The following is an 18,673-nucleotide window of genomic DNA, read 5'->3' on the forward strand; positions in this document are numbered from 1 at the left end:
AGCCGAGAAGACACTCGTCTCATTGCTCCGCCTAGCCCCTGGACGCGCCGGCGCTAGGCAAGCTTATTGAGAACAGAAAGCTCTATCCGTTTCTGCAGTGTTATCTAAGATATGGAGCAAAACAGCCATCTCTATTAGTAATTAAATTCAACTTGTATAGCTAGTTTAATAGGATATAAATTCACCTTCAATCAAAAAGAAAACCCCCGAAAAACCGGACTATCGGTTTTTCGGGGGCTAGAAATTTTAAGCGAATTGTGTTTCGACTACAGATGCACATCGTGGGCAAAGTGTCGGGTGCGTTTCGTTCTGGCCGATTTCTTGTGAAATCGTCCAGCAGCGTTCGCATTTTTCGCCTTCCGCTTTTTCCACAAGGACTGCAACTTGATTTAATTCAAGTGCTTGTTCCGGAGCCGATTCTTTCGCGCCGCCGAATTCGTATTGGGAAACGATGAACAACTGCCCAACGTTATCGTCAACTGAAGCAAGCAAGGTTTTCACTTCTTCACTGCCGTAAACCGTGACTTTTGCTTCTAACGATTTGCCGATTGTTTTCGCAGCCCGAGCTTCTTCCAACGCTTTTAACACGTCATCGCGGATTGTCATGAACTGTGTCCATTTCTGGTCAAGGTCATCGAATGCTATATTAGTTTGCACTTCTGGGAAGTCAGTCAACTGTACACTTTCTTCCGTTACGAAGTTCAAATAGCCCCACATTTCATCAGCTGTATGCGGTATGATCGGCGCAGCCAATTTCAAGATGGCCATCAATGAATCGAACATGACTGTCTGCATTGCACGGCGATGCGGATGATCTACCGCTTCGATATAAACGACATCTTTCGCTACATCCAAATAGAACGAGCTCAAATCGTTTGCACAGAAACCGTTCAACGCATGGTAGATGGAAGAAAATTCATATGTTTCATAGCCTTTGCGAACCGCTTCGATCATTTTTTGCAGCTTCATGGCCATGTATTGATCCATTTCGCGCATATCTTCAAATGCTACACGATGTTCTTTTTCATCAAAGTCAGCCAAGTTTCCGTGAAGGAATTTCAGCGTGTTGCGGATTTTGCGGTATACTTCCGATACTTGCTTGAAGTTATCATCTGAAACGCGGACGTCTGCTGTGTAATCCACAGAAGCTACCCATAATCGCAGGATATCCGCTCCCATTTGGTTCATTACTTTAGCTGGCACGATGACGTTGCCGAGCGACTTGCTCATTTTGCGGCCGTTGCCATCAAGCGTAAAGCCGTGGCTTAAGATGCCTTTATAAGGCGCAATGCCGTTGATTGCAACACTCGTGATCAACGATGAGTTGAACCAGCCGCGGTATTGATCCGATCCTTCTAAGTACAAATCAGCCGGGTACGACAAATCTTCCCGCTCGTCAAGCACGCCTTGGTGAGAAGATCCAGAATCAAACCAAACATCCATGATGTCTGTTTCTTTTGTGAAAATGCCGTTCGGGCTGCTCGGATGCGTAAAGCCAGGCGGCAGCAATTCAGCAGCTGTGCGCTCAAACCAGACGTTTGAACCGTTTTCACGGAACAAATCGGAAATGTGAGCAATGGTTTCGTCCGTAATAATCGGATCGCCATTTTCTGCATAAAAGACCGGAATTGGAACACCCCAAACGCGTTGACGAGAAATATTCCAATCGCCACGGTCGCGCAGCATATTGAACAAGCGTGTTTCTCCCCATGCTGGCGTGAATGTCGTTTCATTGATCGCTTTCAAGATTTGGTCGCGGAATGCTTCGATGGAAACAAACCATTGAGCCGTTGCCCGGTAAATAACCGGTTTTTTCGTCCGCCAGTCATGCGGATACGAGTGCGTGATAAACGCCAAATGCTCAAGAGCTCCTGCAGCGTCCAGTGCTTCCGTGATCGATTTATTGGCTTTATCATAAAACAGCCCTTCAAATCCAGGTGCTTCTGCTGTCATTACGCCGCGTTCATCAACCGGACAAAGAACGTCTAAACCGTATTTCTTGCCGACTAAAAAGTCATCTTCCCCGTGGCCTGGCGCCGTATGAACAAATCCGGTACCGGAATCAGTTGTAACGTGTTCACCGAGCATAACGAGCGACGTACGGTCATATAAAGGATGCTGTGTTAAAATGTGTTCGAATGCCGCGCCTTTCAATTCGCGGACAACTTCATAATCTGCCCATTCCAATTCTTTTGCGACATCTTCAAGCAGCGCTTGAGCGACCACAAATAGCGAACCGTTTACGGAAACTTCTACATAAGTTAATTCTTCATGGGCTGTAATTCCAAGGTTTGCCGGAATGGTCCAAGGCGTTGTTGTCCAGATGACGATTTTCGTGCCTTCAGCCAACACGCCTTTGCCGTCAACTACTTTAAATGAAACATAGATAGAAGGAGATTTTTTGTCCTGGTATTCGATTTCCGCTTCAGCCAATGAAGATTCGCTTGAAGGGGACCAATAAACCGGCTTTAACCCTTTATAGATATAGCCTTTATGCGCCATGCTTCCGAATACTTGGATTTGGCGTGCTTCGTATGCAGATTTCAACGTGATATATGGATTTTCCCAATCGCCGCGAACCCCAATGCGCTTGAATTGCGCGCGTTGGTTATCGATTTGTTCATAAGCATATTCCGCACAAAGCTTGCGGAATTCGGCAAGCGACATTTCTTTGCGGTTGACGCCTTTATTGGTCAACGCTTGTTCAATCGGCAAACCATGCGTGTCCCAGCCTGGAACGTAAGGAGCATGGAAGCCCATCATCGAACGCGAACGGACAATCATGTCTTTTAGTACTTTATTTAATGCATGGCCCATATGAAGATCGCCATTGGCATAAGGCGGTCCGTCGTGAAGGATGAAATGAGGGCGGCCTTTTGTGCGGTCCAGCACCTTTGAATAAATGTCCATTTCTTCCCATTTCTTTTGCATTTCCGGTTCCCGGTTCGGCAAATTGCCGCGCATTGGAAAATCTGTTTTCGGCATTAATAACGTGTCTTTGTATTCCATCGTTTTTTCCTCCTAAAGGCATAATAAAAAGCCCCCCATCCCTGGTAAAGGGACGAGAAGCTTGAACTCGCGGTACCACCCTTGTTGCAGCTTAACGCTGCCACTCGATCCACCGTATCGTGGTGTAGACGGAATTGGGTACTTCGTTTCCCCAATCCAGCTCAAGAGTGATTTTCCTCTCTACATTCTTCACCAGGCTCTCACTGTCCCCGGCTCGCTTTGTCGAATTATAAGGAGTACTGTCTCTGTCAACGCTTTGTATATGGATAGCTCGGCGCAGGGCTGAACTATTCTTAGTATTTAGTAATTATAGAAGTTGAAAGTTCCTGAGTCAAGAAGGTTAGTCTCTTTTCTCGTCTTCCAGCTTGTCCAAATTGGTAGTGTCCACGTCGTATTCCATCAATGTGTCCCAATCGTCTGTGTCGATCAAGTCCAGCTGGGCTTCGACGATCATTTTGAAACGGTTGCGGAACACTTTGGATTGTTTCTTCAATTCTTCGATTTCCATTGCAATACGCCGCGCTTTAGTCAGCGATTCGTTGACAATGCGGTCGCCATTTTTCTCAGCTTCACGTACGATCAATTTTGCTTCTTTCTGGGCATTGCGGCGAACTTCTTCGGCAGCTTCTTGGGCAACGATGATCGACTTTTGCAGCGTCGTTTCAATCGTTGTAAAGTGTCCAACGCGCTCGTCGGTCTGCTTCAAACGTTCTTCAAGCTCTTTCTTTTCTTTCAGAAGCAATTCATAATCTTTGATGATTTGGTCCAGGAATTCGTTTACTTCGTCTTCCTGGTATCCGCGAAACGCGCGGCCAAATTCTTTGTTATGTATATCCAGCGGGGATAATGGCATTACCGTGCACCTCTCCTTAACATATCGTCGTTTCTCTACATTATACAGATGAACAGCTTAAATTTCAGTATAATTTTACATTTTATCAAAATCGCTTATTTGCTCGTGTCCAAACGGCCGATTTGCAGACGGATTTTGTCTTTTTTCGTCCGCCCTTCGATTTCTCCGACTTTGACGCGCCCGAAGCCTCTTGAAGAAATCATATCCGATTCATGAAGTTCAAACGACGGATGCTCCATAACCGTCCAGTTGACTTTCACTTTGCCGCCGTGGACAAGAGCCGCCGCTTTTTGCCGGGAAATGTTATAGACAGAGCTGATGACCGTATCGAGCCGCATGGAACTGACCGTAAACGATTCTTCCACCCATTCTTCTGTGGTTGTCAAAAGATTGGAAGGGTCTTCCACCTCTTTTAATTGGACTTTGACTTTTGCTGCTGCAGTGAAATTCGTCTGCAAGTACTGGCTGACTTCATCCGCAACAGCAAACTGGATGCGTTCTCCTTCGATGCGGATATCCCCGAATTTCCCTCGTCCAAGGCCGACTGACATTAACGAACCTAAAATATCAGGATGCTTTAAGGTGACAAACCGTACTGGATATTTCAGTTCAAACAATGTAATTTGAAAATCTTCGGACTGCGGTTCGTAGTATGACGGATACAACAAAACACGCTGCCTTTCCGCTCCCTCGAATGTTCCGGAAGCCGCCATCAGAATATCGCTTGAACCCAATACCGATTGAACGATAAAACGTTCGCGAGGATCAAGAAAATCAGTCAACTTTGGTGAATAGCGATCTTCAACGTCCACGATCCATCCTGAAACTTGTTCGATAAATTGCTGTTCGTCTTTTCTAAAATGCTGAAGCAAGGACTCCATTTGGCTGCCTCCTTTAATGTTTTAATTAGTTAAAGCAAAAAACCCCACGTGATGTGAGGTTATCAGACGAAATAGTTAAACAATACAATCAGGCCATTGCTCGCAAGGCGTAAAGCTAAAATGGCAATAATTGGAGAAAAATCGATCATTCCTAAAGGCGGAATAATTTTTCTGAAAATGTCTAAATACGGATCGGTAACTTTTGAAAGCATTTGGCCAATGCCCGACTCTTTTGCATTGGGAAGCCAACTCATTAAAATGCTAGCGATTATAAGATACGAATAAATATTGATAGCCACTAAAATCAATCGTAATATATCATCCATTTAGTTTTTTTCCACCTCTTCTAATGTTGATCATCGTAATAAAAATCCGAAATGGCGCCATCCACTTCTACAGTATCCGGCACGCAAAGGAAGATGTCAGTTCCAATGCGTTGAATGTCTCCGCCTAATGCGTAAACCGTTCCACTTAAAAAATCAATAATGCGCAGCCCTTGGTCCTTATCAATTCGTTGAAGGTTTACCACAACCGCACGTTTGCTTTTTAAATGTTCAGCTATATCTTGGGCTTCCGCATAAACTCTTGGTTCAGCCAAGTGAACTTTAGAGGATTTTGCGGCACTTTGCAAACTCACCAAATTGGGAACAGCAGCTGTTTCCACAGGGGCTTGGCGGCGTTCTTTAGGCGTTTTTCTTATTTCTTGTACCGTATTCGGTTTTTCGTACCGTGGCGCGGGAGCTTGCTGCTGCGGCTGCTGTGGCTGCTCATCTTCATATTCTTCCAAGTAAAAGAAGTTTTTGAATTTATTTTTTATGCTCATTGCTGTGCCTCGCTTTCCGTTCCTACTAATGCTGTGCCTATCCGTACAAATGTTGCACCTTCTTGTGCAGCAATCAAATAATCATTTGACATGCCCATTGAACATTCGGTGCAGGGGGCATGGTTCCAGTTTTTTGCTGCAACTTCGACCTGAAGGGATTTCAATCCTTTGAAAGTTTGGCGAATGGCCGTTTCATCTGTCGTATTCGGTGCCATCGTCATTAAGCCCACCACCTGGATTTTATCAAACTCACTAAGAGCTTCGATAAATTCCAACGCTTCCTCCGATGCAACTCCACTTTTGGATTCTTCTTTTGATACATTCACTTGGACAAAGCAATTAACGGGACGCTCTGCCCGTTTTTGAATTTCTTTTGCCAAACTCATTCGATCCAGCGAATGCAAAAAATCAATTTGGTTGATCACTTCTTTTACTTTCCGCGTTTGCAAAGTTCCAATAAAATGCCAAATAGCTTTATCAGTAATCGCTTCGTATTTTGCAGCCAATCCTTCTGGGCGATTTTCACCAAGATGATGGATGCCGGCCGCGATGGCTTCTTCAGTCCGCTCAATGCCGACTTGCTTGGTCACCGCAATAATTTCAATGCCGTGCCGTATGTTTTCTATTTCATTTTTCATTTTTTCATAAACTGGTTTTATGGGTTTCAATGCATTCACTACTTTTCTCTAGATGTTCAACTTATTGTATCAAGTAAAGCTTAATATATCAATTGTCCCCCTAGTCTCAACGCTTTCTCCACCAAGAAAACGGCGATTTTTTTACAAATCGCGTAAAAGAGTTGATATATAAGGTGAAGTTAATTATTAATAGGTGTCTGATATTCCGCAAAACAGCTTGGGCTGTCCCATAACTAAAAAAGATAAAACCGGCAAAGAAAAGGAGTGCTTTTTCTTTGCCGGTTTTTTAGCTAGCTGACGGAAGTGGAAGCGGCGAAAACCATGTGCTCCTGCATCGCTTCGCTGCTTCGTCGCAAAGAATCGACCGAACTCCCTTCGGTCGATTCTTTCCTGCGGGAGCAGTGATGGAGCAAAGCGACAGAGCGACAGTGCCGAAATCCACTCGGGCGTTTCGCCCGAGTTAGTTCGGCACGAGCCCGCGGAAAGCGTCCGCTGGAATGGACGTCAGCCTCTTTTGGGACAGCCCCGACGAGCTTGAACAGGAGCAGCGCTCTTTCTTGTCTAGAAGCTAGCGGAGCGATGCAGAGACAATCTTCTTTGCCCTACCAAAACGATCCTAGCGAGGTATAAAAGGATACTTCTTTAGTTCAACTTATATAGATTAAAAACCCATATAAGTTTTCTCCATAAAAAAAGCTGCCATTATGGCAGCTTTTGGATTAGCGTCTTCTGCGGTTGCGAAGGAACGTCGGGATGTCTAAAGCATCATCCTGTTGTTTTTCTTGGCGAACCGGCTGTTGTGGTTCTTGTTGGTAAGAAGGAACTTGCTCTTCGCGGCGCTGTTCTTCACGGCGTGCTTCACGAAGAGATGGCGGAGACTGCTGCTGAATCGATTGCACTCGGCTTGAGTTTAATCCAGATCCACGCGGTGTTCTCGGCTGAATTTGTTCTTCGTTAAACCCTGTTGCGATAACCGTTACCACGATTTCGTCTTTCAAGTTATCGTTGATAACCGAACCGAAAATCATATTTACTTCTTCATCTGAAGCGGACGCAACAATATCTGCTGCTTCTTGCACTTCATACAAGCTTAAGTTGGATCCGCCTGTAATGTTCATTAAAACGCCTTTCGCGCCGTCTACAGAAACTTCAAGCAACGGGCTTGAGACCGCTTTTTTCGCTGCTTCTGAAGCGCGGTTTTCACCTGAAGAAACACCGATTCCCATTAAAGCTGAACCTTTATTGGACATGATTGTTTTCACGTCAGCAAAGTCCAAGTTGATCAATCCAGGAACTGCGATCAAATCTGAAATCCCTTGAACCCCTTGGCGCAAAACATTATCTGCTTCACGGAATGCTTCAAGCATCGGCGTGCTTTTATCAACGATTTCTAGCAATCGGTCATTCGGAATTACAATCAACGTGTCGACGGATTCTTTCATTGTGCCAATCCCGCCAATTGCTTGAGTAGAGCGTTTGCGTCCTTCAAACGTGAATGGACGAGTAACAACCCCAACAGTCAATGCGCCTAAATCTTTTGCGATGGCTGCAATAACTGGAGCTGCACCTGTACCTGTACCGCCGCCCATGCCGGCAGTTACAAACACCATATCTGCTCCGCGCAGCGCTTCTTCAATTTGTTCTTTGCTTTCTTCTGCCGCTTTTTTCCCGACTTCAGGATTTGCTCCTGCGCCAAGGCCGCGAGTCAATTTGCCCCCGATTTGAAGGCGGATTTCTGCTTTCGACAAATTTAATGCTTGAGCATCCGTATTTACGGCGATAAATTCTACGCCTTGGACACCGTGTTCAATCATGCGGTTTACTGCGTTGTTACCGCCGCCACCTACGCCAATAACTTTAATTACTGCCAGTGAGTCAACTGAAGTATCAAATTCCAACATTCTTTTTCCTCCTAAAATTGCATTACTTTTGAAAGCAAGCTGCAACGTTCATTTTATTCAAAGAATCTATCAAACATTTTCTTCGCTTTGGTTACGACACCTTCACCATTTTGTTTTGGCTGCTTCGGCTGTTTTTGAACTTTCTGCTGCGGTTCTTGTTCAATTTTCGCCGAATCGGCCAACGCTGCTCCGCTTCCAATGCTTCCGTAGAACACATCTTCCATATAAGCATATTGAATAAGGCCGACTGCAGTCGTGTACTGAGGTTCGCGCACGCCGATGAATTCTGGCGTGAACAAACGGACACGAGTCTGTAAGATGTTGCGGGCAAGCTCAGACAATCCTTCTAACTTAGCCATTCCACCTGTCAAAACGACGCCTCCTGGGAGGTCTTGGACACCAAGCCGGTAAAGCTCATCTAAAATCAATTCGAAAAGTTCTTCCAGGCGAACTCCGATTATTTCAGATATGTATTTCTGGCTGTATTGCTCTCTGGTGTCTGAACCGATGACTGGAACTTCAAACATTTCATCTTCGGATGCATTGTCATAAAACGCATGCCCATATTCCACTTTAATCCGCTCTGCTTGGTCTGTTGGAGTTTTAAGGACGATGGACAAATCTTTTGTAACATGGTCGCCGCCAACCGGAATCACCGATGACGCAGTTAAATGCCCGTTTTGGAAAACGGAAATCGAAGTAGAACCGCCGCCCATGTCGATGCAAGCCGTGCCGTGATTTTTTTCATCTTCAGTTAATGCATAAAATCCGGCCGCTAAAGGCTGTACGTAAATTTCACGTATTTGAAGCCCCGCTTTTTCGACGCATCTTAGCACATTATGCAACATCGTTTTAGATGTTGTCACCATTGTACCATCCATTTCAAGGCGAATCCCAATCATACCCCGTGGATCTTTGATTTCATCCAAATGGTCGACAATGTATTGTTCGGGAATCAAGTTCACGACTTCACGTTCTGGAGGAATTGACATGACTTGTGCTGCTTCAATGACGCGGTCCAAATCTTCATCTGTAATTTCCCGGTTTTCGCTGTTCACCGCAACAACCCCTTTTACAGGCTGAAGCATGATTTTGTTGGCGGGGATGCCTAATACTACTTCTTGAATCGATTTGCCGATCATTCGTTCTGCTTGGTCGACAGCTTTTTTGATAGACTGCACCGTCGCATCTATATCAACAATCGCACCTTTTTTGATTCCATTGGATTTAACATTTCCGACGCCGATGACATGCAACGACTTGTTAGCCATTTCTCCGATTAAAACTTTAACGGATGACGAACCGATATCTAAACTTACGTATAATTCTGATTGACTCAATCCGAAGCACCTCCTTAATTAAACTGCAATTACTTACATTCTATTGTAAATTCTACACCTTGTCTAAGTATAATGGTGTAACTTTATAAATTTTCCTTCAATTTAGTTAAGCGATTCCCGGGTTTCTTTCCTGTCTGCCCATTTCGTTAATAAAATCCTGCGAATCACGGCAATATTTTGGAACAACCGGACGCCAAAAGCGAAAATCGCGGCTAAATACAAATCGATGCCTAAATGGACGCCAAGAAAAGCAAGGCCGGCCGCTAGCACTATATTAAAGAAAAATCCTGAAACAAACACGCCGTCGTCATAAACTTGCTGTAAATGGGCCCGTATGCCGCCGAACAGTGTATCGAGCGATGCCAATACGGCAATCGATAAGTAGTTGGCATATTCTGGAGGTATTTGCATGTCCGTCAGAAGGCCGAGTGAAATCCCTAATATTAATCCTAGAATAGACAGCCACATCGTTATTCCCCCTCTGCTTCTTTCAAATACCGGCTTTCAATTTCGCCGTCGTACGCTTCGACCGTTATATTTTCTTGCGGTTCTGAAACCGTCACCGACAAATCATCAATGTAAAAATCATCCATTAACGGCGATGACAAAATGAAATTATAGATTTTTTCGGTTTCTTCCATTGTCGCTGAAACGATTTTGACTTTGAAAGGCGGCGTCTGAACCGTTTTTGCATTTACGGTTGTTTGGCCATTGATGTCTCTTATTGCGGTTGTGTTGACTACCCGCTTGCCATCGATCGACATGTCCAAATTATTGAACGTGTTGATGCTGTTGACGAAGCGGATCAACAAGTCCGGTGATATGCCTTCAATATTCCTTCCGAATGCTACAGCTTCGGGCGACGGTTCAATCGTCACTTCAATTCCCGGGCCGCTGATTTCCGTCAATCCGGCCAGCCCTCTCAAATCTTCTACTGTTTCTTTCATTGCTTGCTCCGGGCTTTCGCTCGATGCATCTTCGTACTTCCGCAGCGTATCATCCAGCGTGCCAATCTCCGATAATAACTCAGAGTGGAGCTGCTTTTCCTGCGAAAGTTCTTGTCTTACATCCCATACATCACGGGTATCCCGCGAATCCGGTTCATTTAACGTATTATATTGGACGGCCATCATCAATCCGATGACAAATAATATAATCGAGAACCGGGAAAAGATTTTCTTTCTCATGCAACTCCCCCCTCAATCATGATTCTGTCAAAAATGCAGGCATTGAGATGACTTGGCCTTCATCAAGCGTTACCACCACATTATCGTTTACCAGCTGATCCATTACCCCGCCGCTTAGCTGGATGGATGCAGCCAACACATCTGTTTTTCCAATAGCGGCAATCGTAAACGGTGCGGGATGCTGTACGCCGTCAACCGTTATAACCGGACCTGTACAGACAATGTTCGAATTTCCATGAATACGCTGTCCATTTATTGAAATGGCTTCAGCGCCCGATATATACAATTCATTAATAACTTGGAATATGTGGCTTTCATGGACGATGTAATCATTAGGATTCACCGATTCTGGATCGTACTCTCCGTCTTGAAGGGTCACTGCCAAACCTTTGCCTTCAACCGGCAACAGCCCCAACACTCGCCGAAGCTCTTCCGCTTCTTGTGCATAATCGGAATTTTTGCTTTCGCCATCTGAAAACGATTGCTCAAATTCTTGAACAGCTTCTTGCTTTTCCTCTATTTCTCCGCGCAGTGTTTTATTGCGTTCTTGCTGGTCGATCAATTCTTTTCGATACCGCTCTTCCTGCTCAAAAAAAGCGCCACCGGTAAAATCGCCGGAACTTTCTTTTGAGTTGGACAAGCTATAAGAGTAGGCCATCATAAAACCTAAAACTAGGAAAACAAGTGAGAAGATGATGGATTTACTGAATTTCGAACGGTTATGCCGTTTAGGATTCTTCATCTTCGTCACCTTTCTTCGGCGGACCGTACACATCAGCAAACGAACGGAAGAAAATTCCTACTTCCATATCAATTACGCCTTTTTGATCGTTTTTCAATTGCGCAATAACCGATGGATAGTAATTCAGCTTTTCTGAGAGAGTGCTCAAAACGCCTCGCACTTCGTTTCCATCGTTCATATACAACGTGACATAAGACGTATTGGTTTCTTCTGAAGACAAAATCACTTGTGAAATCAAATTAAACACTTCTGAATCCACTTTTGTTAACTGGGAAACCAGTTTTTCTCTCGTTTTTTCATCTTCAAAATTGGTGAAAATCGGTCCATTAATTGCTGCAACTGGTTTTTCTACTGCAAAACCATTTGATAGGATCAGTTGGTAATTGTTGTTTTGGTCCAAATAACCGATTTTTTTGTATTCATCGATTTTAATTTCCACACCCGTCAACCACTTCTTTTCAACAGAAGCCTGTTCCACCCATTCCAAACTGGCCAATTTCTTTTCGACTTTTTCTTCATCGAACGACCACATGGATTGGCCGGGCTCAAGTCCGCTCGCATCCTGATAGTCCTGGACGTCATACATTCCAGCACCGGTGATGTTGATGTCTTGAATTTTGCTGTATTTCGTTTGAGTATAGAGAAGAATAGCAAGTAATACGAGAAAAATGAAAAGCAGAGCCACGAACTTGCGATTGGTTCTTTTTTTCCGCCGCTCACGAAGCGTCGGTATACGTTCTTCGATATCAATCACTTTGTCCATAATTGCTGCTCCTTATCTTTTAATCATTCGCTTCCGTCAAGTGCTTGACTGCATCGATGAAAGCATCTCCCCGAATTTCAAAACTATCGTATTGGTCCCAGCTTGCACAGGCAGGCGACAGCAAAATGGTATCACCGCTTGCTGAATGGCTGATCGCTTGTTTTACCGCTTCGTGCATCGTGTTGACTTTGGCAATATTTGATACACCGCATTCTTCTGCAAAACCGGCAAAACGGTCAGCGGTTTCACCGAAAGCAACGAGTGCTTTCACACGGTCCATATAAGGGCGAAGTTCTTCAAGCGAATGGTTGCGTTCCAGTCCGCCCGCCAATAAGACGATGCTTCCTGGGAACGCTTCAAGAGCGCTTTTCGTCGCCAATGCATTTGTCGCTTTTGAATCGTTATAGAACTTGCGGCCTTTCCAGTTGACGATAAACTGGGAACGATGTTTTACCCCAGTAAAGGACGTCAGCACGCGGGAAATAGTTTCCACCGTGCCTCCCCACAACAAGGCGGCTGCAGTAGCTGCCAAAATGTTTTCCAAATTATGCTGGCCGCCCAGCATGATTTTGGATCGTTCAATGATGGGTTCTCCTTGCCAATAAATGAATTCGCCATCTGCACTGATGCTATGTACAGTTCTGCCCTTTAGCGTAAACGGAACTAGCTGTGCTTTGCACGTTTTAGCATATTCAACAAGCGAAGGCTGATCGGCGTTATAAATGAAATAATCGTCTTCGGTTTGATTTTGCACAATTTTCATTTTTGATTCTCTGTAATCTTCAACTGTGCCATGGTAATCAATATGCGCTTCGTATAAATTGGTAATGATCGCAATTCGCGGCCGGAACGAAACGGTTCCTTTCAATTGAAAAGAAGAAAGTTCAGTCACGATAACGTTTTCTGAAGTCGCCTTTTCCGCTACACCGCTCGCCACGGTTCCGATATTCCCGGCTATTAACGGATTTTTTTCATCTTGGTTCAGCATATGGAACAAAAGCGTTGTTGTCGTTGTTTTGCCATTTGATCCAGTGATTCCGATGAATGGTGCTTCACTAATCAAATAAGCAAGCTCAATTTCGGTCCAAACCGGGATTCCTTTTTCTACCGCCGAACGAATAATGACGTTCGTATAAGGGATTCCCGGATTTTTTACAACGATTTCAAAGCCTTCATCTAACAGATCTTCTGGATGGCGGCCGCAAATGACCGTCACACCCATGTTTAATAATTCTTGCGCTTCCGGATTTTCTTCGAATGGCTTCGAATCATTGACCGTTACAAAAGCGCCTAATTTATGCAGCAATCGCGCAGCTGTAAACCCGCTTTTTGCTAATCCGAGCACAAGTATTTTTTTCTGATAAACATGCTTTAATTCTTTCATTTACATTACCTCCAACAAAACCACTATCAATGCAGCCACAAGGCCAACAAGCCAAAATACAGTAACGACTTTCCACTCAGACCACCCGACCAATTCAAAGTGATGATGAATCGGGCTCATTTTGAAAATGCGTTTCTTTCTTAATTTAAAACTTCCTACTTGCAAAATAACGGATAAGGTTTCGATTACGAACACAATGCCGATTACGAGCAGCAAAAATTCCTGCTTCAGCAAAATCGACACCATGGCGAGAGCACCGCCAAGAGCTAAAGAACCCGTGTCTCCCATAAAAACTTTTGCCGGGTATTTGTTGAAAACCAAAAATCCTAGCAATGCGCCGGCAACGGAGAACGTAAACAGCGCAATGCCCATTTCGTCCTGATGAAGCGCAAGTACGCCAAATGCGATAAACGCTATGGAAGCAGTACCCGCAACCAACCCATCCAATCCGTCCGTTAAATTAACGGCATTGGAAAAGCCAACGAGCCAAAAAATGATGAACAGCACATACAAACCGGACAATTCAATTGAAATTGACGTGAACGGAATGATTAAAGCTGTGTCAAAATCCACACCGCTGAGCAAGAAAAAGGAAATGACGGAGATGACGATTTGCGCCACCAATTTTTGAAGCGATGTTAATCCTAAGTTTCTTTTTAACACCACTTTGATGAAATCATCCAAAAATCCGATCAATCCAAATCCGAGCAAAACAAGAAGAAGTACCCAAACTTCCGATGTCAGCAAGTCAGCGATCATTGCAACAATGATTGTTGTTGCGATAATTGAGATTAAAAACACGAGGCCGCCCATCGTCGGGGTGCCTGTTTTTTTCATATGGGACTGCGGCCCTTCTTCACGAATGCTTTGGCCGAATTTCATTCTTTTCAACAAAGGAATGAAAAGCGGCATTAAAATTACAGTCAACACTAAAGCAAGTCCCAAACCTAGCAACATATCCACGTTCATAAAAAAGCTCCTTTTAACACGAGATCAACCTGAGGTGTCCTCTATTATTTCTTCTTCTGTGATTTCTTCTTCGATTGCTTCGTTTTCTACTTCTTCTTGGCTATTTTCTTCTTGAATAGTTTCTTCTTGAATCGGTTCTTCTGTTGTTGTCTCAGCCGTTCCTTCAGTGGAATCTGCGCCTTCTTCCGGTATGCCTTCTGGACCGTCCGCCATTTTGTTTTTATATGAATCTTCCGGTGTCTGAAGCTGAACTACGACCGGTTCGTTTCCAGCCACTTTTGATCCTTTGGACAAACTTTGGCTGACCGCAAATCCTTGTCCGGCGATTTCCAAAGAAAGTCCGCTCAGCGATTGATAAGCTAAGAGCTGCCGTTTCGACCAGCCCGTAAAATCAGGCAGGACGCTTTGCCCGGCAGTTTTTAAAATCACGGTGCCGCCTTCTAAAACTGTTTCTCCTGCTGCCGGGTATTGATCCATTATTTGTCCAGAAGTACCTGTAATGACAGTATTTACACCTTTTTTCGCCATAGCCGCCGCAAGTTCCTTAGAAGATTGGCCTTCGTAATTTTCCAACTTTATTAAAGTGGACGTTTTTGTTCCTGCCGGCTTGATGTTCATGTACTTCAAGCCATTTTCCATAACGGAAGTAAAAATTCTTGAAACCGGCACTGAACCGATCTCATCCGCAGGCAATTGCGGCTGCTGGATGCCGATGTAAACAAGCAGTTTCGGATCTTCTGCCGGCGCCATGCCTAAAAAAGAAAACAAATAATTGTTTTTACCGGTCATATAGCGGCCGTCCGCCCCTGGAATTTGTGCTGTTCCGGTTTTGCCAGCAACAGTATAATCTTGAAGCGCAAAACCTTGAGCCGTTCCGTGTTCCGACGTTACCGTCGAAGCCAGGATTTCACGCACTTGCTTCGCAGTTGCTGCAGAAATCGGTTGTCCCGCCTGCTCCGGTTTGCTTTGCACCGTCACTTCGCCGGTGTCCGGGTTTTTAATTTGGTCGATGACGTATGGCTTCATCATGATGCCGTCATTAGCAATCGCTGATGCGGCTTGAATCATTTGAATTGGAGTCACAGTCGAACCTTGACCATAAGTCAGAGTCACAATGTTGCTTTTATAGTCACTTAAAATTTTACCAGAAGCTTCGTTCGGCAAATCGATGCCTGTTTTTTTTCCGAATCCGAATGCATCGATATACTTCAGGAAATTCTCAGGCCCAATGCGTTCCAATAAATAAGCCATGGATACGTTAGAGGAGCGTTGAATTCCTTCCAAAAATGTAATGGAGCCCCATCCTCGTCCGCCGTTATGGTCGCCGATGGAATCAGGGCCGAATTGATATCTTCCCGATTGGTAATAAGCATTCGGATCCCATTTTCCTTCTTCGATGGCGGATGCCACCGTAAACATTTTCATTGGAGACCCTGGTTCTATCGTCAATTCGATGCTTTCGTTCAACCAGTTGTCAGAAAGGCCAACTCGTGTATTCGGATCGAATGTCGGCCGTTGAGACATCCCCAATATTTCCCCTGTTTTCGGATCGGCAATGACCGCAATCATTCGCTTAGGCGAATATTTTTTTTGCACACTAGTCATCGCTTCTTCCAAAAAGTTTTGCAAAGTCTTATCCAGCGTCAAATGGACGTTTGAGCCATCAACAGCCGGCGTTACAGCCGACTCGCTATTTGGCAGCAAATAGCCCCATTTATCGGTGTTAAACTCCATTTTGCCGTTCTTTCCAGTTAACACCTCATCATGAATCGCTTCAAGACCCATTTTCCCTTTTGTTACCATTTGCCCATCATCAAGCTCTTCTTTCATAGCAAATCCGATTAAATGCGAAGCAAAAGCGCCATTTGGATAAAGTCGCTTTAAATCACGGACAAACAAAATACCTGGGAGGTCTTCTTTTTCCATTTCTTTCATTTTCGTATGGCTTATTTCCCGTCCAGCTGACCCGAATTCCACTTGGTATAAATCCTTTTTAACGCCGTTTTCCAAAATCCCCATGATTTTTTCTTTTGGCGCTCCTAAATGCTCCGACAAGAGCGCCGCAGTTTGGTCAATGTCCACTACATGGCGAGGATCGCTCGCTTTTTGGGTAGCGGATTCATCAAGCACTGCTACGATCTTATAAGTCAACGTATCTTCGGCAATTGTATCGCCGTTGCGGTCGAGGATTTTTCCTCTTTCCGCTTTCAGCACTTCTTCTTGGCTGTATTTAGCCGCTGCTTTCGCTGCAAGTTCCTGGCCTTCGACTTGCCCTGTTACTTGAATTGTCACAATTCTAGCCAACAAAAGGAAAAAGAGCCCTGCAAAAACTAAAAACAGCAGAAAGGCTCCCCATTGAAATCGAAACTTTTTTTTCATTGCGGTGACACTACCTTTATATTACGCCCATCTAATTTTAGGCCAGCTTCTTTCGCTATTGCCATAATGCGCTCATATTTAGAAAGTTCACTCACTTGTACAGCAAGATCAGAATTTTGCTTCGCTTTTTCATCGATTTTTTGTTCAATCGTTTGAATATCTTGAGTCGATGCTTGTATAGCGGCTTGGTTTTGAAGAATCAAAATTGCACACAATACAAAAACGGCTAGGAAAGATAAATACAATACTTTTTCACCTTTCGTTATTACACGTTTTTTTATAACCGGCTGCCGATCCGGAATATGAGGAACGGCCGGCTGTTGTATGTAAGTTTCTTTTACTGCATTCAACGCCATTTGTACACGTCCTTACTTTTTGATTTTTTCCGCGATGCGCAACTTAGCTGATCGCGAGCGATTGTTTTGTTCTAATTCTTCTTCAGAAGGAAGAATTGGTTTACGCGTGATTAATTTTAAAATTGGTTCCATGCCTTCTGGAATCATCGGCATATTCGGCGGCAAATCCGGCAGCGAAGAGGCTTCTTTAAATATCGTCTTGCAAAGCCGGTCTTCTAGCGAATGAAACGTGATCACACTGATGCGTCCTCCTGCTGCCAACAATTCAATGGCATCTTGCAAAGAAGTTTCAGCTGCGCCTAATTCATCGTTTACTGCAATGCGGATTGCCTGAAACACCCGTTTAGCTGGATGTCCGCCTGTCCGTCTTGCGAATGCAGGAATTCCATCTTTGATGCACTCAACTAATTGACCTGTCGTTTCGATTGGCTGTTTTTCTCTAGCTGCTTCAATTTTCCGGGCAATCTGCTTAGAAAATTTTTCTTCTCCGTAACGGTAAAAAATTCTAACGAGGTCTTCAAAAGCCCATTCATTGACAATATGATAAGCACTTAAGTCGGCTGATTGATCCATCCTCATATCGAGAGGCGCATCGTTGTGGTAGCTGAATCCTCTTTCCGGGGTATCCAGTTGAGGAGAAGAAACTCCCAGGTCGTACAAGATGCCGTCCACTTTTTCAATTCCCCGCGCAGCAAGTTCTTCTTTTAAATACTTAAAGTTTGCGTGGATAAAGGTGATTTTATGTACGTACTTTTGCAGTTTCTCTTTCGCATGCGCAAGCGCTGTTGCGTCTTGGTCAAAACAAAAAAGATGGCCTTCATCCGAAAGCTGCTGTACCAAATATTCACTATGCCCTGCTCCGCCTAGCGTGCAGTCCACATAAATGCCATCAGGACGAATGTTCAGTCCATCGACAGTTTCTTGGAGTAAAACCGTGGTGTGGTTGAACAATCCATTCCCCCCGTTCAATTTTTTAAAAATCAAAGTCTACCAAATTCTCTGCAATGTCATTAAATGAATCCTCGGAATCAGCAAAATATTTTTCCCATGAATCTTTTGCCCATATTTCAAAACGATTGGATACTCCTAGGACGATGCATTCTTTTTCAAGTTGCGCATATGAAAGCAATGTTGATGGAATGTTGACGCGCCCTTGTTTATCAAGCTCCACTTCTGTGGCGCCCGAGAAAAAGAACCGTGTAAATGCACGTGCGTCTTTCTTAGTGACCGGAAGCTCTTTCAGCTTTTCTTCGATCTTCGTCCATTCATCCATTGTGTAGCCAAATAAGCATTGATCCAGGCCTCGGGTGATAACAAAGTTATCGCCAAGTAGTTCACGGAATTTTGCCGGTATAATTAATCGACCTTTAGCATCAACACTATGTTGATATTCTCCCATGAACATTCCCTTCACCCCACTTAATGTAATTAATGTACCACAATCCCCC

General features: G+C 44.3%; 18 protein-coding genes and 1 other annotated feature. All 18 genes read right to left on the reverse strand.

All coding sequences use genetic code 11. The features are described from left to right. Positions 1-246: 246 nt before the first annotated feature. Positions 247-3,009: an isoleucine--tRNA ligase gene (gene ileS, locus ACRRQV_RS05280; RefSeq protein WP_432528415.1), complete on the reverse strand. Its 2,763-nt coding sequence runs from the start codon at positions 3,007-3,009 to the stop codon at positions 247-249. Positions 3,010-3,054: 45 nt separating this feature from the next. Further along, positions 3,055-3,270, reverse strand: a binding site (T-box leader). Between the two features lie 79 nt (positions 3,271-3,349). Further along, positions 3,350-3,862: a DivIVA domain-containing protein gene (locus tag ACRRQV_RS05285; RefSeq protein WP_432528417.1), complete on the reverse strand. Its 513-nt coding sequence runs from the start codon at positions 3,860-3,862 to the stop codon at positions 3,350-3,352. Between the two features lie 95 nt (positions 3,863-3,957). Beyond that, entirely contained in the window at positions 3,958-4,743 is a 786-nt protein-coding gene (locus tag ACRRQV_RS05290; protein WP_432528419.1) for an RNA-binding protein, read from the reverse strand. Between the two features lie 62 nt (positions 4,744-4,805). Next, entirely contained in the window at positions 4,806-5,069 is a 264-nt protein-coding gene (locus ACRRQV_RS05295) for a YggT family protein (protein ID WP_432528421.1), read from the reverse strand. 20 nt (positions 5,070-5,089) lie between these two features. After that, positions 5,090-5,566, reverse strand: a complete 477-nt coding sequence (locus ACRRQV_RS05300; protein ID WP_432528423.1) for a cell division protein SepF — start codon at positions 5,564-5,566, stop codon at positions 5,090-5,092. Further along, positions 5,563-6,204 (reverse strand): YggS family pyridoxal phosphate-dependent enzyme, encoded by a 642-nt coding sequence (locus ACRRQV_RS05305; protein WP_432528425.1) that lies wholly within the window; start codon positions 6,202-6,204, stop codon positions 5,563-5,565. Before ACRRQV_RS05305 ends, ACRRQV_RS05300 begins: the two co-directional genes overlap by 4 nt. Before the next feature lie 719 nt (positions 6,205-6,923). Beyond that, positions 6,924-8,105 (reverse strand): cell division protein FtsZ, encoded by a 1,182-nt coding sequence (ftsZ, locus tag ACRRQV_RS05310; RefSeq protein WP_432528427.1) that lies wholly within the window; start codon positions 8,103-8,105, stop codon positions 6,924-6,926. Positions 8,106-8,158: 53 nt separating this feature from the next. After that, positions 8,159-9,445: a cell division protein FtsA gene (gene ftsA / locus ACRRQV_RS05315; protein ID WP_432528429.1), complete on the reverse strand. Its 1,287-nt coding sequence runs from the start codon at positions 9,443-9,445 to the stop codon at positions 8,159-8,161. Positions 9,446-9,547: 102 nt separating this feature from the next. Further along, the gene (locus tag ACRRQV_RS05320; RefSeq protein WP_432528431.1) at positions 9,548-9,913 is read right to left on the reverse strand and encodes a small basic family protein; all 366 of its coding nucleotides are present in this window, start codon (positions 9,911-9,913) and stop codon (positions 9,548-9,550) included. 2 nt (positions 9,914-9,915) lie between these two features. After that, positions 9,916-10,632 carry a DUF881 domain-containing protein gene (locus ACRRQV_RS05325; protein WP_432528433.1) on the reverse strand — a complete coding sequence of 239 codons (717 nt, stop codon included), beginning with the start codon at positions 10,630-10,632 and terminating at the stop codon, positions 9,916-9,918. A 16-nt stretch (positions 10,633-10,648) separates the two neighbouring features. After that, positions 10,649-11,374: a DUF881 domain-containing protein gene (locus ACRRQV_RS05330; RefSeq protein WP_432528435.1), complete on the reverse strand. Its 726-nt coding sequence runs from the start codon at positions 11,372-11,374 to the stop codon at positions 10,649-10,651. After that, positions 11,361-12,137, reverse strand: a complete 777-nt coding sequence (locus tag ACRRQV_RS05335; protein ID WP_432528437.1) for a cell division protein FtsQ/DivIB — start codon at positions 12,135-12,137, stop codon at positions 11,361-11,363. The genes ACRRQV_RS05330 and ACRRQV_RS05335 overlap by 14 nt, the downstream gene beginning before the upstream one ends. A gap of 19 nt (positions 12,138-12,156) precedes the next feature. Next, a complete protein-coding gene (gene murD, locus ACRRQV_RS05340; RefSeq protein WP_432528439.1) occupies positions 12,157-13,521 on the reverse strand; it encodes a UDP-N-acetylmuramoyl-L-alanine--D-glutamate ligase in 1,365 nt (454 codons plus the stop codon). Beyond that, the gene (gene mraY / locus ACRRQV_RS05345) at positions 13,522-14,490 is read right to left on the reverse strand and encodes a phospho-N-acetylmuramoyl-pentapeptide-transferase (RefSeq protein WP_432528441.1); all 969 of its coding nucleotides are present in this window, start codon (positions 14,488-14,490) and stop codon (positions 13,522-13,524) included. A 24-nt stretch (positions 14,491-14,514) separates the two neighbouring features. Beyond that, complete coding sequence (locus ACRRQV_RS05350) at positions 14,515-16,869, reverse strand: penicillin-binding protein (RefSeq protein ID WP_432528443.1); 2,355 nt, start codon at positions 16,867-16,869, stop codon at positions 14,515-14,517. Next, a complete protein-coding gene (gene ftsL, locus ACRRQV_RS05355; RefSeq protein WP_432528446.1) occupies positions 16,866-17,225 on the reverse strand; it encodes a cell division protein FtsL in 360 nt (119 codons plus the stop codon). Before ftsL ends, ACRRQV_RS05350 begins: the two co-directional genes overlap by 4 nt. 12 nt (positions 17,226-17,237) lie before the next feature. After that, positions 17,238-18,176, reverse strand: a complete 939-nt coding sequence (gene rsmH / locus ACRRQV_RS05360) for a 16S rRNA (cytosine(1402)-N(4))-methyltransferase RsmH (protein WP_432528448.1) — start codon at positions 18,174-18,176, stop codon at positions 17,238-17,240. 22 nt (positions 18,177-18,198) lie between these two features. Further along, the gene (gene mraZ, locus ACRRQV_RS05365) at positions 18,199-18,630 is read right to left on the reverse strand and encodes a division/cell wall cluster transcriptional repressor MraZ (RefSeq protein WP_432529470.1); all 432 of its coding nucleotides are present in this window, start codon (positions 18,628-18,630) and stop codon (positions 18,199-18,201) included. Between the last annotated feature and the right edge of the window lie 43 nt (positions 18,631-18,673).

The sequence above is a fragment of the Planococcus sp. YIM B11945 genome, assembly GCF_050864155.1.
GTDB lineage: Bacteria > Bacillota > Bacilli > Bacillales_A > Planococcaceae > Planococcus.

What these genes read in the sequence shown, in the direction of transcription:
- ileS (WP_432528415.1), bottom strand. Translation starts at nt 3,009, where the DNA reads ATGGAATACAAAGACACGTTATTAATGCCGAAAACAGATTTTCCAATG.
- ACRRQV_RS05285 (WP_432528417.1), bottom strand. Translation starts at nt 3,862, where the DNA reads ATGCCATTATCCCCGCTGGATATACATAACAAAGAATTTGGCCGCGCG.
- ACRRQV_RS05290 (WP_432528419.1), bottom strand. Translation starts at nt 4,743, where the DNA reads ATGGAGTCCTTGCTTCAGCATTTTAGAAAAGACGAACAGCAATTTATC.
- ACRRQV_RS05295 (WP_432528421.1), bottom strand. Translation starts at nt 5,069, where the DNA reads ATGGATGATATATTACGATTGATTTTAGTGGCTATCAATATTTATTCG.
- ACRRQV_RS05300 (WP_432528423.1), bottom strand. Translation starts at nt 5,566, where the DNA reads ATGAGCATAAAAAATAAATTCAAAAACTTCTTTTACTTGGAAGAATAT.
- ACRRQV_RS05305 (WP_432528425.1), bottom strand. Translation starts at nt 6,204, where the DNA reads ATGAAAAATGAAATAGAAAACATACGGCACGGCATTGAAATTATTGCG.
- ftsZ (WP_432528427.1), bottom strand. Translation starts at nt 8,105, where the DNA reads ATGTTGGAATTTGATACTTCAGTTGACTCACTGGCAGTAATTAAAGTT.
- ACRRQV_RS05320 (WP_432528431.1), bottom strand. Translation starts at nt 9,913, where the DNA reads ATGTGGCTGTCTATTCTAGGATTAATATTAGGGATTTCACTCGGCCTT.
- ACRRQV_RS05325 (WP_432528433.1), bottom strand. Translation starts at nt 10,632, where the DNA reads ATGAGAAAGAAAATCTTTTCCCGGTTCTCGATTATATTATTTGTCATC.
- ACRRQV_RS05330 (WP_432528435.1), bottom strand. Translation starts at nt 11,374, where the DNA reads ATGAAGAATCCTAAACGGCATAACCGTTCGAAATTCAGTAAATCCATC.
- ACRRQV_RS05335 (WP_432528437.1), bottom strand. Translation starts at nt 12,137, where the DNA reads ATGGACAAAGTGATTGATATCGAAGAACGTATACCGACGCTTCGTGAG.
- murD (WP_432528439.1), bottom strand. Translation starts at nt 13,521, where the DNA reads ATGAAAGAATTAAAGCATGTTTATCAGAAAAAAATACTTGTGCTCGGA.
- mraY (WP_432528441.1), bottom strand. Translation starts at nt 14,490, where the DNA reads ATGAACGTGGATATGTTGCTAGGTTTGGGACTTGCTTTAGTGTTGACT.
- ACRRQV_RS05350 (WP_432528443.1), bottom strand. Translation starts at nt 16,869, where the DNA reads ATGAAAAAAAAGTTTCGATTTCAATGGGGAGCCTTTCTGCTGTTTTTA.
- ftsL (WP_432528446.1), bottom strand. Translation starts at nt 17,225, where the DNA reads ATGGCGTTGAATGCAGTAAAAGAAACTTACATACAACAGCCGGCCGTT.
- mraZ (WP_432529470.1), bottom strand. Translation starts at nt 18,630, where the DNA reads ATGTTCATGGGAGAATATCAACATAGTGTTGATGCTAAAGGTCGATTA.